The 14,484-nt window shown below is 69.6% G+C and carries 14 protein-coding genes and 1 tRNA gene; 4 read left to right on the top strand and 11 right to left on the bottom strand.

Going from position 1 to position 14,484, the window contains the following annotated elements; translation table 11 throughout:
* Positions 1 to 18: 18 nt before the first annotated feature.
* From ABB34_RS10440 to ABB34_RS10425, 4 genes are all read right to left on the bottom strand, one after another.
* On the bottom strand, positions 19 to 516 hold the full coding sequence (locus ABB34_RS10440) for an Ohr family peroxiredoxin (RefSeq protein WP_057641267.1): 498 nt from the start codon (positions 514 to 516) through the stop codon (positions 19 to 21).
* Positions 517 to 570: 54 nt separating this feature from the next.
* A complete protein-coding gene (locus tag ABB34_RS10435; RefSeq protein ID WP_057641266.1) occupies positions 571 to 1,338 on the bottom strand; it encodes an SDR family oxidoreductase in 768 nt (255 codons plus the stop codon).
* A 132-nt stretch (positions 1,339 to 1,470) separates the two neighbouring features.
* The gene (locus ABB34_RS10430; protein WP_057641265.1) at positions 1,471 to 2,505 is read right to left on the bottom strand and encodes a LysR family transcriptional regulator; all 1,035 of its coding nucleotides are present in this window, start codon (positions 2,503 to 2,505) and stop codon (positions 1,471 to 1,473) included.
* Positions 2,502 to 2,756: a sigma factor-like helix-turn-helix DNA-binding protein gene (locus tag ABB34_RS10425; RefSeq protein WP_057641264.1), complete on the bottom strand. Its 255-nt coding sequence runs from the start codon at positions 2,754 to 2,756 to the stop codon at positions 2,502 to 2,504. The genes ABB34_RS10430 and ABB34_RS10425 overlap by 4 nt, the downstream gene beginning before the upstream one ends.
* A 150-nt stretch (positions 2,757 to 2,906) precedes the next feature.
* On the opposite strand from ABB34_RS10425, the gene ABB34_RS10420 reads away from it, so the two are divergent.
* The 3 genes from ABB34_RS10420 to ABB34_RS10410 all read left to right on the top strand — a co-directional run bounded on the left by ABB34_RS10420 (position 2,907) and on the right by ABB34_RS10410 (position 4,934).
* Positions 2,907 to 3,386, top strand: a complete 480-nt coding sequence (locus ABB34_RS10420; RefSeq protein ID WP_057641263.1) for a carboxymuconolactone decarboxylase family protein — start codon at positions 2,907 to 2,909, stop codon at positions 3,384 to 3,386.
* 86 nt (positions 3,387 to 3,472) lie between these two features.
* On the top strand, positions 3,473 to 3,868 hold the full coding sequence (locus ABB34_RS10415) for a cupin domain-containing protein (RefSeq protein ID WP_057641262.1): 396 nt from the start codon (positions 3,473 to 3,475) through the stop codon (positions 3,866 to 3,868).
* A gap of 178 nt (positions 3,869 to 4,046) precedes the next feature.
* Positions 4,047 to 4,934, top strand: a complete 888-nt coding sequence (locus ABB34_RS10410; protein ID WP_057641261.1) for an RNA polymerase sigma-70 factor — start codon at positions 4,047 to 4,049, stop codon at positions 4,932 to 4,934.
* Between the two features lie 11 nt (positions 4,935 to 4,945).
* On the opposite strand, the gene ABB34_RS10405 is transcribed toward ABB34_RS10410, so the two are convergent.
* From ABB34_RS10405 to dtd, 7 genes are all read right to left on the bottom strand, one after another.
* Positions 4,946 to 5,884 (bottom strand): bestrophin family protein, encoded by a 939-nt coding sequence (locus tag ABB34_RS10405; RefSeq protein ID WP_057641260.1) that lies wholly within the window; start codon positions 5,882 to 5,884, stop codon positions 4,946 to 4,948.
* 147 nt (positions 5,885 to 6,031) lie between these two features.
* Positions 6,032 to 6,904 carry an alpha/beta fold hydrolase gene (locus tag ABB34_RS10400; RefSeq protein ID WP_083490157.1) on the bottom strand — a complete coding sequence of 291 codons (873 nt, stop codon included), beginning with the start codon at positions 6,902 to 6,904 and terminating at the stop codon, positions 6,032 to 6,034.
* A gap of 148 nt (positions 6,905 to 7,052) precedes the next feature.
* Positions 7,053 to 7,973: an MBL fold metallo-hydrolase gene (locus ABB34_RS10395; RefSeq protein ID WP_057641259.1), complete on the bottom strand. Its 921-nt coding sequence runs from the start codon at positions 7,971 to 7,973 to the stop codon at positions 7,053 to 7,055.
* Between the two features lie 481 nt (positions 7,974 to 8,454).
* Positions 8,455 to 8,530, bottom strand: a tRNA-Ile gene (locus tag ABB34_RS10390).
* Positions 8,531 to 8,596: 66 nt separating this feature from the next.
* Complete coding sequence (locus ABB34_RS10385; RefSeq protein WP_057641258.1) at positions 8,597 to 10,930, bottom strand: GH92 family glycosyl hydrolase; 2,334 nt, start codon at positions 10,928 to 10,930, stop codon at positions 8,597 to 8,599.
* A gap of 148 nt (positions 10,931 to 11,078) precedes the next feature.
* Entirely contained in the window at positions 11,079 to 12,935 is a 1,857-nt protein-coding gene (gene rpoD / locus ABB34_RS10380) for an RNA polymerase sigma factor RpoD (protein ID WP_057641257.1), read from the bottom strand.
* Positions 12,936 to 13,048: 113 nt separating this feature from the next.
* A complete protein-coding gene (gene dtd / locus ABB34_RS10375; protein WP_057641256.1) occupies positions 13,049 to 13,495 on the bottom strand; it encodes a D-aminoacyl-tRNA deacylase in 447 nt (148 codons plus the stop codon).
* A 63-nt stretch (positions 13,496 to 13,558) separates the two neighbouring features.
* Between dtd and ABB34_RS10370 the strand changes: the two genes are divergently transcribed.
* Positions 13,559 to 14,479 carry a lauroyl acyltransferase gene (locus ABB34_RS10370; protein WP_057641255.1) on the top strand — a complete coding sequence of 307 codons (921 nt, stop codon included), beginning with the start codon at positions 13,559 to 13,561 and terminating at the stop codon, positions 14,477 to 14,479.
* Positions 14,480 to 14,484 lie beyond the last annotated feature (5 nt).

Genomic DNA, 14,484 nt, shown 5'->3' with positions numbered 1-14,484 from the left:
GATGCGCGGGGCGCGGGATCACGCCACGGCCACCCGCACCACATGGCTGATCCCGCGATGGAACATCTTCGCGTAGGGGCATACCCGTTCGGTGTTGCGCACCAGCTCGGCCGCCAGCGTCGCATCCATGCCCGGCAGGTACACGACGATCTCCGCCGACAGCAGGTACAGGCCATCCACCGGGTCGCGGGCGAAGGTCACCGCCACCTCGATGCCGGGGTTGTCGAGTACCAGCCCCGCGCGCGCGGCCACCAGCACCAGGGCGCCGTGGAAGCAGCCCGCGTAACCGGCCGCCAGCAACTGCTCCGGGTTGGTACCGCCGCCCGGCCCGCCCAGCTCGGGCGGCAGGCGCAGGTCGACGGCAAGGGCGCCATCGTCCGAGCGCACCACGCCGGAGGCGCGCCCGTGCCGCGCCTCGCCTCCGCTCACCCGCACCCGGCCGGTATACAGCGGGCGCGCGGCATCGCCGTGGTATTTGTCGAGCACGCTGGAGGGCGGCGGCTTCAGTCCGGTCATCGGGTCTTCCCGCAGGGGGTGGCGTGGATGCGCAGGGATGCGCTCACGTGCGGCTCAGGCCGCCCGGTCCTGCGCCGGGCCGGACTGCCGCAGCCATTGCTCGAAGCCCACCTTGCCCGTCCACGCCGACCCGGCCGGCACCAGCGTGTCGTCCTGCAGCCGGGCACCGAAGTAGCTGGCCAGCGCATCGCCCACCACCTCGCGCGCATCGCCGGTGGCGGCGAGGAAGCGCTGCACCAGCGCGGCCATCGGCGCGCGCTCCGGCCCGGCGATCTCGACCACCCCGTTGGCCGGTGGCATCAGCGCCACGCGCGCCACCGCGTCGGCCACCTCCTCGGCGGCGATCGGCTGCACCAGCGCGGTCGGCAGGCGCAGGGGGCCGCCGTCATCGGCGGACTGGACGATGCCCGGCAGGAACTCGAAGAACTGGGTCGAGTGGATGATGGTGTAGGCGATGCCCGCCTCGCGGATCAGCCGCTCCTGCGCGATCTTGCCGCGGAAGTAACCGCTGGCGGCGAGCTTGCCGGTGCCGACCACGGACAGCGCGACGTGGTGGCGCACCCCGGCCCGCGCCGCGGCGCCGAGGATGTTGCGGCCGGCCGTCTCGAAGAACGACAGCACCGCCGCGTCCTCGAACGACGGTGAATTGGCCAGGTCCACCACGACCTTGGTACCGGTCATGGCCGCATCCAGGCCTTCACCGGTCAGCACGTCGATGCCGGTGGACGGCGCGGCGACCACGGTTTCATGGCCGGCCGCGCGCAGGCGCTCCACCACCTTGCTGCCGATGCGGCCGGTGCCGCCGATGACGAGAAGCTTCATGACATGTCTCCAGAAAGTGGGGAAGGCCGCGCGGGGTGCCGGTGGCGCGGGAAGCCATCCTAGGAAGCCGCCGGCCGCGGCAGTAGGTCCGCGCAGGGACGCGCAGCGTTGCCCCGTGCGCACCAATGGCAGTCACGCCCACGCCGGCTGCGCCGGCGCTTCCCGGGCCGCCGCCTGCTGGCGGGCCTCCCAGTGCGAGACCACGTCCAGGTCCAGCGCGCGGATGCGCTGGGTGCTGAAATCGATGAACGCGCGGATGCGCCTGGGCAGCTGGCGGCGGCTGAGGTAGCACAGGTAATGGCCGCGGTCGTGCGGCGCGTAGCGGTCCAGGCAGGTGACCACGGTGCCCGCGCGCAGCGCTTCGCACGCCTGGTAGCTGGGTAGCTGGGCGATGCCCAGCCCGTCGACCACCGCCTGCAGCACCAGGTCCCCGTCGTTGAACACCAGCGCCGTGGCTGGCTGCGGGCTCACCGCGTCGCCATCGACGCGGAAGTCCCAGCGCTGCAGGCGGCCGCCGGGCAGGCGCCGGCCGATGCAGGCGTGCGCGGCCAGCTCCTCGACGCTGGCCGGCAGGCCGCGGGCCCGCGCGTAATCCGGCGCGGCGCACACCACCAGTTGCATCGGCACCAGTTGCTTGGCGATCACCTGGCTGTCCTCCAGCAGGCCGTCGCGGAAGGCGACGTCGATGCGGTCGGCGGCCAGGTCCGGTGCCTGTTCGTCCAGCAGCAGCTCCACCGAAACCTCGGGGTATTCGTCGCGGAAATCCGCCAGCAGCGGCGCGATCACCCGGCGCCCGAACCCGTGGGTGGCGCTGATGCGCAGGTGCCCCCGGGGCGGGCCGTCGCGCAGGTCGCGCATCTCGTCCAGCGCCTGCAGGATGCAATCCACGCCGGGGCTGCAGCCCTCCAGGAACAGTTCGCCCTCGCCGGTCAGCGAGGTCGAGCGCGTGGTGCGCAGGAACAGCCGCACGCCGAGCTGGTCCTCCAGCTTCCGCACGCTGCGGCTGACCGCCGAGCGGCCGATGCCCAGGCGGTCGCCGGCACGCGCGAAGCTGCCTTCCGCGGCCACCGCGATGAAGGCCAGCACGCCCGCATAGCTCGTGGAGAACGAGGCGTTGAGGGAATCGCGGCCATCGGCGGCCGCGAAGGGTTGCGAGGTGGATTTCATGGGGTTCCCGGTTCCAGGTGGTCGCGATGGGCCCGCAGGCGGGCGCGCGCCTGTTGCAGCCGCCGCCGGCACGGCGGCAGTTCCAGCCCGAGCAATGGCGCGATGTCGTCGAAGCCGGCGCCCAGCACGTCGTGCAGCAACAGCACCGCACGGGCATCGGGTGGCAGTTCGTCGAGCGCGGCAAGGAATTCCTGCCAGACGCGCTCGCTGGCGGGCAGCAGGGCATGGCGATGGGCGGATGGCGTGTCCATGCCCGGCAGACGGGCGGGCACCCGCGGCTGTGACAGCGTATTGGTGCCTTTCGCGCACCACGGTGCGTCCCCGCGCCGGCCTACCGGCCGCGGCGGGGCAGCCGTAGCCTCGCACCAATCCCGTCACCCCAACCGCAAGGAACCATCGCCATGACCGCACGCCTGGACTACGCCAAGCAGTCGCCCGAACTGTTCAAGAAGCTGGCCACCTTCTCGCAGGCCACCCACGCCACCTCGATCGAGGCCACGATCCACGACCTGGTCAACATCCGCGCATCGCAGCTCAACGGCTGCGGCTTCTGCTTGGACATGCACGTCAAGGAAGCCACGATCCGCGGCGAGCGCCCGCTGCGCCTGCACCACGTCGCCGCCTGGCGCGAATCGAACCTGTTCAGCCCGCGCGAGCGCGCCTGCCTGGCGTGGACCGAGGTGCTGACCGAACTGCCCGCGCAGGGCGTGCCGGACGAGCTGTACGAGCGCGTGCGCACGCAGCTGTCCGAGCAGGAGATCGTCGAGCTGACCTACGCGGTGATGGCGATCAACGCATGGAACCGCGCCAACGTCGCCTTCCGCACCGAACCGGGCGCGCTGGACAAGGCCTTCGGCCTGGACAAGGCCGGGCTGGCCTGACGCCGGCGGCGCCGGCCTCCGCGCCGGCGCCGCTTTCCATCCCGCCCACGTGCCGCGACGCGATGGGCCACTGCAGGAGATCCGCCATGCGTTCCCTCCCCTCCCTGACGCTGCTCGCCCTGCTGCCGCTGGGTGGTTCCGCCGCCGAGCCGCCCGGGCCGGTCGTGCACGACGTGATGACCCGGGCGCTGCCCGACTACCCCGGCAAGGAAGCGTTGATCCTCACCGTCGAGTACCCGCCCGGCGGTGCCGATCCGGTGCACCGCCACGACGCGCACGGCTTCGTCTACGTGCTCGAAGGCCATATCGTGATGGGCGTGGCCGGCGGCCGCGAAGTCGCCCTGGGCCCGGGTGAAGCCTTCCACGAGGGCCCGCACGACCTGCACACCATCGGCCGCAACGCCAGCGCCAGCGAGCCGGCGAAGTTCGTCGTGTTCCTGCTCAAGGACATCGGCAAGCCGGCGGTGCTGCCGCCGCACTGAGGCAACCCCGCCGCACTGTGCCCTCTCCGGAGGGCGCAGTGCGGCGCAACCACCGCAGCCATCCCGGCTCCCCTCTCCACGCACAGCGCGGCCCCATCGCGCCACGGGTCCGCCCATCGGCAACCGCGGCCGGCGGCGCCGGTGTCACAATGCAGGCATCCCATCCGTCTGCATTGGCGTGGAAGACCCCACCGACCTGTTCACCCGCCTGCGTCCGCGCCTGTTCGGCGTGGCCTACCGCATGCTCGGCTCCGCGGCCGAGGCGGAGGACGTGGTGCAGGACGTCTGGCTGCGCTGGCATGGCGCCGAGCGGGAGGACATCGCGAACCCCGAGGCCTGGCTGGTCGCCACCACCACGCGCCGCGCCATCGACGGCCTGCGCCTGGCCCGGCACGCGCGCGAGCACTACGTCGGCATGTGGCTGCCCGAGCCGCTGCTCATCGACGACAGCGCCACCCCGGAATACGTGCTGGAAACCGCCAGCGACCTGTCCCTCGCCTTCCTCAACGTGCTGGAACGGCTGGCGCCGGATGCGCGCGCCGCCTTCCTGCTGCGCGACGTGTTCGACCAGGACTACGACGTCGTCGCCCGCACGCTGGGCAAGACCGAGGCCGCCTGCCGGCAGATCGTGCACCGCGCGCGCCTGCAGCTGCGCCAGGAACGGCCGCGCTACAACGTGCCGCAGGACGTGCACCAGCGGCTGATGCGCCGCTTCGCCGAGGCGGTGTCCAGCGGCGACTTCGCGACGATGAAGGCATTGATGGCCGAATCGGCGGTGCTGGTCGGTGACGGCGGCGGCATCGTCACCAGCTTCCCGCAGCCGCTGCGGGGCGGCGTGCGCATCGCCCAGTTGCTGTATGCCCCGCAACTGCGCCGCCGGGACCAGCTGCGCATCGTGCCGGCGATGTTCAACGGGCGCATGGGCCTGCTGCGCTATTTCGACGGCATGCTGGAATCGGCGATGGCCTTCGACACCGATGGCGAGCGGATCGTGGAAATCCTGGTGCAGCGCAATCCGCACAAGCTGCAGCGCCTGCTCGAACAGCGGGTGACGAGCATCCGGTAGCGCCCGCGCCGCTATGGCGCGAGCGGCGCCTGCTGCGATGGTGGGGTGGAGGTTGCGGCAACGCCGGGCGCGATCTCCAATTCCCGCTCCAGCGCGCGGCAGGCTGTTGCGATGGACGTGCCATCGGCATCGTCGTACGCCGCATTGCGGCCCATGTCGCCCAGCGTCAGGTACAGCCAGCTCAGCAGCGCGGACAGCGGCACGATCGCCCAACACGCAATGGCGCCGATGACGTCGTCGTCGAACAGCACCAGCGGCCCCATTGCATCGAGCAGGCCGAAGGGCAGCAGCAACCCGAAAGCGACCGGCAGCAGGACATCGACGATGGCATGGCGGCCGGCGGCGGCGGCGGCGGCGTCCCGCAGGCGCTCGGCGGCGGCCTGCCGCCTCTGCAGCTCATGCAACAGGCGATGCAGTTCCAGGAACGTCGCGGCATGCAACCGATCCTCGGCCAACAGCACCTTCAATGCGTCGCCCTGCAGTTGCAGTACCTGGCCGGCCATGTTGTCCGCGGCAAGGATGCAGCTTCGCTCATGCGCATCGACGTGCCGGCCCAGCCCGCGCCTCAGGATCGCCATCTGTCCGGGCGCCTGGCAGCCCAGGTCGTACTCCATGCCACGGCCGGCAACTTCCCGACCGTCGTCGGGCCGCACCTGGTGACGCAATGCCGCCAGCCATGCCAGATGGCGATGGACCAGTTTCTGCGCCGCCGCATCGTCTGGCAGCGCGCTGCGAACCAGCAGCGCCCAGCTGCGGCTGGCGGCGGCGATCGACGCCCACACTCGCCGCGCATCGGCCGCACGCGCATGGCCACGTGCGGCCTTGAACCCACCACTGACCGCCAGGGTGAGCCCCAGCATCGTCAGCAGGCTCCACGGCAGGATGATCCACTGGCCATCGGTCCAGCGGTAGAGCACCACGACCGCCGCCGCATAAACCGTGGCCGGCAACAGCGGGCGTTTCGTCCAGCGGATGCGGTCACCCGGAACACACGTGTCTGCAGCATGCATGGCTGCGTTCTCCTCGTTGGCATGGAGGGCCCGATCCTTCGCCGGGCCACCTCGGGTCGGGTCGACCCGACCCGCCTTGGAACCGCGTCACGGCCGCAGGAAGGCCAGCAGATCGTGGTTGAGCCGCTCCTTGTGCGTCTCGGTCAAGCCATGCGGTGCGCCCGGATAGACGATCAGCTTGGCTCCTTCGATCAGCGCGGCGGACAGGCGGCCGGCCACGTCGATCGGCACGATCTGGTCGTCGTCGCCGTGGATCACCAGCGTGGGCACGTCGAACTTCTCCAGGTCACCGCGGAAGTCGGTGGCCGAGAACGCGGCGATCGAGTCGTAGGTGTTCTTGTGCCCGCCCTGCATGCCCTGCGCCCACCAGCTGTCGATCAGGCCCTGCGAAACCTCGGCGCCGGGACGGTTGAAACCGTAGAACGGGCCGGACGGGATGTCCCGGTACAGCTGCGAGCGGTTCTCCCGTTGCGCCTTGCGGATGCCGTCGAACACCTCAATCGGTACGCCGTTCGGGTTGTCGTCGGTCCTGAGCATGAACGGCGGCACCGAGCTGACCAGCACCGCCTTCTTCACCCGGCCGGTGCCGTGGCGGCCGATGTAGCGCGCCACCTCGCCGCCGCCGGTGGAGAAGCCGACCAGGGTGGCATCCTTCAGGTCCAGCGCGTCGATCACCGCGGCCAGGTCGTCGGCGTAGTGGTCCATGTCGTTGCCGTCCCACGGCTGGCTGGAACGGCCGTGGCCGCGGCGGTCGTGGGCGACCACGCGGTAGCCGTGGCCAGCCAGGAACAGCATCTGCGATTCCCAGCTGTCCGAACTGAGCGGCCAGCCGTGGCTGAAGGTCACCACCGGGCCGTCCTTCGGCCCCCAGTCCTTGTAGTACAGCTGCACGCCGTCAACGGTGGTGATGCAGCTGGCCGTGCGGGCGGTGGTGATGGAGGTATGGGCAAGGGTGCTCATGGTGTTGTCTCCTGCGGGAGTGACAGGCAACCCAGCAATCGCCAACCGGAACCACGGGGGTGCGGTGGCGCAAGGCTGATCGTGGGAGTTCGGACAAGGGCGTGCCTGCATCGGGACAATGCAGGGCACGCACAGCCGGTGGGCGCGATCAGAAATCCCAGAACACCGGCACCCAACGGAAAGCATCGCCATCGGCGGACACGCGGCCGATGGACGGAAACGGCAGGTGGGTGGCCACCAGCATCTCGCCGGTCCCCGCCAGCTCCCGCAGCAGCGCGATGCGCACGCGTGCCGACTCCTCCGGGTCATGCTCGAAACCGTTGTGCCAGTTCGGCTGCTCGAAGCCGACCGCGAACACCGCATCGCCGGCAAAGGTGAGCGCTTCGCCACCGGAGGCCAGCCGCACCACGCTGTGGCCCGGCGTGTGCCCGCCGGTGCGGCGCACCGTCACGCCCGGCGCCACCTCGTGCTCATCCTCGAAGGTATGCACGAAGCTGCCGTATTCGCTCCAGAAGCGCGTGGCGGTGGCGCGCAGCGCATCCGGGAAACCCTGCGGCATGTTGGTGCGGGTGAAGTCCGGCGATTTCCAGAACTCCACTTCGGAGGCGGCGATGTGGATCCGCAGGTCCGGGCGCAGGCGCTCCTTCACCCCGTCCACCAGCAGGCCGCCGATGTGGTCCATGTGCATGTGGGTGATCACCACGTCGGTGATCTCGGTCAGGTCGATGCCGGATGCGCCCAGGCGGCGGATCAGCTGGCCTGCGCGCGGCAGCTGCAGGTCCGGGTCCGTGCCGAGGCCGGCGTCGATCAGGATGGTGCGGTCGCCGCTGCGCACCACCATCACGTTCAACGCCCAGTCGAACGCGTCCTGCGGCAGGTACATTTCCTCGAACCACTCCGCGCGTTCGGACGGCTCGACGTTGTGGCCGAGCATCTTCGTCGGCAACGGCAGCACGCCGTCGCTGACTACCAGCACGTCTATGTCGCCGACCTTCAGTGCATAGCGCGACGGAACCAGTTCGTCGAGCGCGGTGGCGGCGGGAGTTGCGGTGTTTTCCAGGCTGAGCATGATGAGATCTCCACGAGATGACTGCTGGCTGGCAGCAATGCGGGGCTGGCAGGTCGCCGGTGGCCCGAACGTTTCTGAAGCCCGCCCTCGCCCGGCGCAGGGCACATCGATGCGAGGCGGAATGCCCGGCAGGACGGCGCTGCTAATTCGGTTGAAGGCGAGGTCCCTCGCCACAGGCGTTGGACTCAGACCACGGCAGGGCGCCGTGTGGAATCAGCGTAGGAAACGCGGGGGAAAGGCAGTAGACCCGTGGGCGGGCTCACGGTGTTGCCCGTTGCGCAGCAATGGCGGGAAAACCGGACGTGCCGCGTGACACGGATCGCTCAGGGCGGCATCGATGCGCCGATCAACCCGGGTACGACGATCATGAGAATGGCCATCGCAATGAGGGCCCGTGCACGTTGATGGTCGGCAAGTGCCACTGCGGGTTGCCGGAATGCGCAGATTGCGTTGCGCGGCACGAATGCAACCTTGTGTTGCGTGGTGGGCCCACCAGGATTCGAACCTGGAACCAAAGGATTATGAGTCCTCTGCTCTAACCGTTGAGCTATGGGCCCGCGTGCAGGGGCGCAAGTGTAGTGGAGGCCGGCGCGGGCGACCACACCGCCGGCCTTGCGCCGGCGTCAGTGGGTGGACTGCGAATAGGGACGCATCCGCGGATCGGTGCCCCATTCGCGGCTGGGTTCGGCCTGCATGGTGAAGCGCAATTCGCCGCCGGCCATGATCTCCTCGTGTCGCAGAAAGGCGCGCTCCAATGGCTTGCCGTTGAGAGTGGCGCCGCCAATGTAGGGATGGGCGTCGTCCAGGCCGTCGGCGACGATGGTGAAGCGTTCGCCATTGGGCAGGTTCAAGGTGGCGCGCGGCAGGAACGGGCGGCCGATGACGTATTCGTTGCTGCCCGGCGTGACCGGGTAGAAGCCCAGCGCGGTGAATACGTACCAGGCCGACATCTGGCCGAGGTCGTCGTTGCCGGCCAGTCCGTCGGGGCGCGGCGCGTACTGGGTGTCCATGATCCGCTTGAGCCGCGCCTGGGTACGCCACGGCTGGCCGGCATAGGCATAGAGGTAGGCGACGTGGTGGCTGGGTTCGTTGCCGTGTGCGTACCAGCCGATCAGGCCGGTGATGTCCTCCATGTGCTCGAACACCGCCGGGTCCACCTTCGCATCGAACACGTCGTCGAGCCGTTGCAGCAGCTTGTCCGCGCCGCCGTGCGCGGCGGCCAGCCCGGCCACGTCCTGCGGCACGTACCACGAGTACTGCCAGGCGTTGCCCTCGGTGTAGTCGCTGCCGTAGCCGCTGGCATCGGGATCGAACGGCTCGCGGAAGCCGCCATCGCGCTTGCGTGCGCGCATGAAGCCGGTGGCGGGGTCGAAGGCGTTCTTCCAGTTGCCGGCGCGCATGGCGAACTCGGCGGCGACGTCCTCGCGCCCCATCGCCGCGGCCATGCGCGCGATGCTCCAGTCGTCGTAGGCGTATTCCAGCGTCTTGCTTGCCGCCTCGCCTTCCTCGTCGATCGGCACCCAGCCCAGCTCGCGGTACTGGGCGATGCCGTCGTAGGGGCCGTAGTCGGCGCTGGCGACCATCGCCTCCAGCGCCTCGTCGGCATCGAAGCCGCCGATGCCCTTCATGTAGGCGTCGGCGATCACCGGCACGCCGTGGTAGCCGATCATGCACCACGTCTCCAGGCCGTGGAACGACCAGACCGGCAGGATGCCGTAGGGGCTTTCGCGGCGCGCGGCCAGCAGCGAGTTGACCATGTCGCTGCTGCGCTGCGGCGGCTGCAGCAGGGTCATCAGCGGATGCAGCGCGCGGTAGGTGTCCCACAGCGAGAAGGTCGAATAGTGGGTCCAGCCCTTTGCCTGGTGCACGGCGTTGTCCGGGCCGCGGTAGCGGCCGTCGCTGTCCATGAACAGGGTCGGGCCGAGCATGCTGTGGTACAGCGCGGTGTAGAAGCTGGTGCGCAGTGGCGCCGGCGCATCCACGTCCACCGCCGCCAGCGCCTGCGCCCACTGCGTGCGGGCGGTGGCGCGCATGCCGTCGAAATCCCAGCCAGGCGCTTCGGCGTCGAGGTTGGCGATGGCGTTGTCCTCGCTGACCGGGGAGATCGACACCTTCACCAGCAGCGGCTCGCGCCCTCCATCGCCGAAATCGAAGCTGCCGACGAGTTGACGGCCTTCGATCTGCGCGCGCGCGGCCGGGTCCTTCTCCGCCGGCGGCGGGAAGCCGCGGTAGGCGACGTCGGCCTCGGTATCGTGGAAGGCATGCCCGGCCAGCGGCCGCGAGAAGCGCATGGCGAAATACAGCTGGCGGCCGGGCGCCCAGCCGCGAGTTTGGCGGTAGCCGGTGACGGTGCCGTCCGCGCGCAGCCGCAGGCGCGACCACAGGACCTTGCCGGGGTAGTCGTACATGCTGGTGCGCAGGTCGACCAGCACGTGCGCCGGCTGGCCTTGCGGGAAGGCATAGCGGTGCATGCCCACGCGCGCGCTGGCGGTCAGCTCGGCACGCACGCCGTAGTCGTCCAGGGTGACGGCGTAGTAGCCCGGCTCCGCTTTCTCGTCCTCGTGGCGGAAGCGCGAGGTGTAGCCGCTGCCGGGCCTGTCGACGTCGCCGCGTTCGTACTTCACCTCGTTGGCGATCGGCATCACCAGCACGTCGCCGAGGTCGGAGTGGCCGGTGCCGGAGAAGTGGGTGTGCGAGAAGCCGACGATGGTGCGGTCGTCATGGCGGTAGCCGGCCGCCCAGCCATAGCCTTCCTTGCGCGACTTGATTTGGGTGTCGGGGCTGAGCTGGATCATGCCGTGCGGCACCGTCGCCCCGGGGTAGGTGTGGCCTTCGCCGCCGGTGCCGATGAACGGGTCCACCGCCGCCACCGCGCGCTCGCCGGCACCGTCGCCCGCCACCGCCGCGCCCGCCAGCAGCGCCAGCGCCAACCCCCACTTCGCCTGTCCGACCGTCATCACCCGCCCCTTTTGGACCGATCCAATGCAGGCGTCGAAAATACCATCCGCCGCTGCCGCGAAGGTGGTACGACCTTCCATAAACGGAAAAGCCCCGCTTGCGCGGGGCCTTTCCTGCCGCTCCCGCGACGGGCGCGGGCCGGGTGGGTCACTCGATGTCGAGGAAGCTGCGCAGCTGCTCGGAGCGGCTCGGGTGGCGCAGCTTGCGCAGCGCCTTGGCCTCGATCTGGCGGATGCGCTCGCGGGTGACGTCGAACTGCTTGCCCACTTCTTCCAGCGTGTGGTCGGTGTTCATGTCGATGCCGAAGCGCATGCGCAGCACCTTGGCTTCCCGCGGGGTGAGGCCGGCCAGCACGTCGCGCACGGTCTCGGACAGGTTGATGTTGGTGGTGTTGTCGATCGGGGACTCCACGTTGGTGTCCTCGATGAAGTCGCCCAGATGCGAATCCTCGTCGTCGCCGATCGGGGTTTCCATCGAGATCGGCTCCTTGGCGATCTTCATCACCTTGCGGATCTTGTCCTCGGGCATGTCCATTTCCTTGGCCAGCTCCTCCGGGGTGGCCTCGCGGCCGTACTGCTGGAGCATCTGCCGGGAAATGCGGTTGAGCTTGTTGATCGTCTCGATCATGTGCACCGGGATGCGGATGGTGCGCGCCTGGTCGGCGATCGAGCGGGTGATGGCCTGGCGGATCCACCACGTCGCGTAGGTCGAGAACTTGTAGCCGCGGCGGTATTCGAACTTGTCCACCGCCTTCATCAGGCCGATGTTGCCTTCCTGGATCAGGTCGAGGAACTGCAGGCCGCGGTTGGTGTACTTCTTGGCGATGGAGATCACCAGGCGCAGGTTGGCCTCGACCATTTCCTTCTTGGCCTTGCGCGCCTTGGCTTCGCCGTAGGCCATGACGCGGCTGATTTCCTTCAGCTCGTCCAGGCTCAGGTGCGCGGCCTTCTCCACGTCCAGCGTGGACTGCTGCTCGGAGATGATCTGCTCCTTGACGTCACGCAGCGCCGAGGACCACTTCTGCTTGCGCTTGATCGCGTCCTCCACCCATTCCAGGTTGGTCTGGTTGCCTTCCCAGGAGCGGATGAAGTCCTTGCGCGGCATGCGTGCGGTGACCGTGGCCAGGTGCAGCACGCGGCGTTCCTGCGCCTTGACCTGCGCCATCGTGTCGCGCAGCTGGCGGACCAGCACGTCGGTCAGCGGCAGCGGCAGCTTGAGGGTGACGAAGGTGGCCGACAGCTCCTCGCGCAGCTTGGCCTGCGCCTTGGCGTCGCCCTTGGCGTGGGCCTTCTTGAACTTGGCCAGGTCGCTGGCCAGCTGTTCCATGCGGCTGGCGACTTCGGCCGGGTCCGGACCGGTCGGGCCGGTATCCTCCTCGCCGCCGTCCTCGTCCTCGTCCTCGTCGGCCTCCGAATCGCCGTCGTCGCTGCTGTCGTCGCTGTCGGCGGCGGCGGCCGGCGCCGGCACTTCCTCGGCCAGGTCGTTGAAGCCGACGATCACTTCGGCCAGGCGCTTCTTGCCTTCCTTGTGCAGCTCGTAGTCGGCCAGCACCGACTCGACGGCCGGCGGGAACGTGCCGAGCGCGGCCTGCACCCGGCCCAGGCCTTCCTCGATGCGCTTGGCGATGGCGATCTCGCCCTCGCGGGTCAGCAGCTCGACCGTGCCCATCTCGCGCATGTACATGCGCACCGGGTCGGTGGTGCGGCCACCCTCGGTGTCGAGTGCGGTCAGCGCGGCGGCGGCTTCCTCGGCGGCGGTGTCGTCCACCTCGCGGTTGCCGGTGTTGCCGTCGCTCAGGCTCAGGGTGTCGGCATCGGGCGCCACTTCATGGACGTCGATGCCCATGCCGGTGATCAGGCCGATGATGTCCTCGATCTGCTCCGGGTCGACCATGTCGTCGGGCAGGTGGTCGTTGACTTCGGCGTAGGTCAGGTAGCCCTGTTCCAGGCCCTTGCTGATCAGTTGCTTGATATCGGATTGCTGGGCAGGACGTTCGTTGGCCATGTAGTGCTCGCGCCACCGGCAGGGGGTAAGGAAGAGAACCTACTATTATACCAGCGCCACGGGACGCCTGCCGTGCGGTGGTTTCACGGGCGTCACGGGCGACGGGCGGCGGTTCAGGCGCCGGCCTTGAGCAGGAAGGTGACCGGGCCATCGTTGGCCAGGCTGACCACCATATGGGCACCGAAACGGCCGGTTTCCACCTCCGCGGCATGTTTTTCACGGCAGATCGCCACCAATCGGTTGAAAATCCGTTCAGCCTCGGCCGGTGCCGCCGCGCTGGTGAAGCTGGGCCGCATGCCCGAGCGGGTGTCGGCGGCCAGCGTGAACTGGCTGACCAGCAGCAGGCCACCACCGGTATCGCGCAGGGAAAGGTTCATCTTGCCGGCATCGTCGGCGAAAACCCGGTAACCGAGCAGGCGCTCGGCCATCCGCGCCAGCGCCGCCTCGTCATCTCCCGGTTCGACCCCGACCAGCGCCAGCAGGCCCGGGCCGATCTGCCCGACCACCGCCTCGTCGACACTGACCGACGCCTGGGCAACACGCTGGATCAAGGCAAGCATGGACACTCCTGCGGGATGGGCCGCCCATCATGGCATCCGGGCGCAGCCGCTAGACTTGCACGGATGAAACCGGAAACCACCGCCCGCCTCTATCATCGCCTTGCCGCCGCGCTGACCGGCCTGCCGTGGTCGTGGCTGCGCGCCCTGGCCGATGCCGCGGCATGGCTGTGGCGGCGCATCGACGCGAGGGAAAGCCGGGTGACCCGCCGCAACCTGGAACTGGCCTACCCGGAACTGTCCGCCGCGCAGCGCGCGCGACTGCACCGCGACGTGCTGCGCAGCACCGCCCGGCAGACGCTGGAAACGCTGTACCTGTGGACCCACGACCCCGCCGCCAACCTTGCCCGCCACCTGCGCGAGCGCCACGGCCACGAGCTGTACGACGCGGCCCTGGCCTCCGGCAAGGGCGTGATCGTGGTCGCCCCGCACTACGGCAACTGGGAGCTGCTGAACCAGTGGCTGGCCTCGCGTGGGCCGTTCGCCTTCGTTTACGCCCCGCCCGAGAGCCCGGCCGGCAACGCCTTCCTGCAGCTGGCGCGCGGCGGCGACAACGTGCGCCAGGTGCGTGCCGAAGGCCCGGCGGTGCGGCAGCTGTTCAAGGTGCTCAAGGACGGCGGGACGGTCGCCATCCTGCCCGACCAGCAGCCCAAGAACGGCGACGGCGTGTTCGTGCCGTTCTTCGGCGTGCAGGCGCTGACCATGACCCTGGTCAACCGGCTGGCCGAGCGTACCGGCGCCACCGTGCTCTACGCCTGGTGCGAGCGCACCGGCCCCGGCCTGCAGTTCGCCCTGCACGTGGAACCGGCGCCGGAACGGATCGCCGACCCCGATCCGCAAACCGCCGCCACGACCCTCAATGCTGGCGTCGAGCGCATCGCCCGGCGCGACCCGGCGCAGTACCAATGGACCTACAAGCGCTACAGCCTGCGCCCGCCCGGCAGCGGCGAAGCCAACCCCTACGCCACCGCGCGGCATCCGCACTGAGCCCG

The organism is Stenotrophomonas daejeonensis, assembly GCF_001431505.1.
Classification (GTDB): Bacteria; Pseudomonadota; Gammaproteobacteria; order Xanthomonadales; family Xanthomonadaceae; genus Stenotrophomonas; species Stenotrophomonas daejeonensis.
Note: the sequence above shows the minus strand (reverse complement) of the source record. Positions and strands in the feature narration are given on the sequence as shown.

Coding starts and splice junctions, on each gene's coding strand:
- ABB34_RS10395 (WP_057641259.1), bottom strand. CDS start 7,973: ATGCTCAGCCTGGAAAACACCGCAACTCCCGCCGCCACCGCGCTCGAC.
- ABB34_RS10415 (WP_057641262.1), top strand. CDS start 3,473: ATGCGTTCCCTCCCCTCCCTGACGCTGCTCGCCCTGCTGCCGCTGGGT.
- ABB34_RS10430 (WP_057641265.1), bottom strand. CDS start 2,505: ATGAAATCCACCTCGCAACCCTTCGCGGCCGCCGATGGCCGCGATTCC.
- rpoD (WP_057641257.1), bottom strand. CDS start 12,935: ATGGCCAACGAACGTCCTGCCCAGCAATCCGATATCAAGCAACTGATC.
- ABB34_RS10435 (WP_057641266.1), bottom strand. CDS start 1,338: ATGAAGCTTCTCGTCATCGGCGGCACCGGCCGCATCGGCAGCAAGGTG.
- ABB34_RS10425 (WP_057641264.1), bottom strand. CDS start 2,756: ATGGACACGCCATCCGCCCATCGCCATGCCCTGCTGCCCGCCAGCGAG.
- dtd (WP_057641256.1), bottom strand. CDS start 13,495: ATGCTTGCCTTGATCCAGCGTGTTGCCCAGGCGTCGGTCAGTGTCGAC.
- ABB34_RS10420 (WP_057641263.1), top strand. CDS start 2,907: ATGACCGCACGCCTGGACTACGCCAAGCAGTCGCCCGAACTGTTCAAG.
- ABB34_RS10400 (WP_083490157.1), bottom strand. CDS start 6,904: ATGAGCACCCTTGCCCATACCTCCATCACCACCGCCCGCACGGCCAGC.
- ABB34_RS10385 (WP_057641258.1), bottom strand. CDS start 10,930: ATGACGGTCGGACAGGCGAAGTGGGGGTTGGCGCTGGCGCTGCTGGCG.
- ABB34_RS10370 (WP_057641255.1), top strand. CDS start 13,559: ATGAAACCGGAAACCACCGCCCGCCTCTATCATCGCCTTGCCGCCGCG.
- ABB34_RS10440 (WP_057641267.1), bottom strand. CDS start 516: ATGACCGGACTGAAGCCGCCGCCCTCCAGCGTGCTCGACAAATACCAC.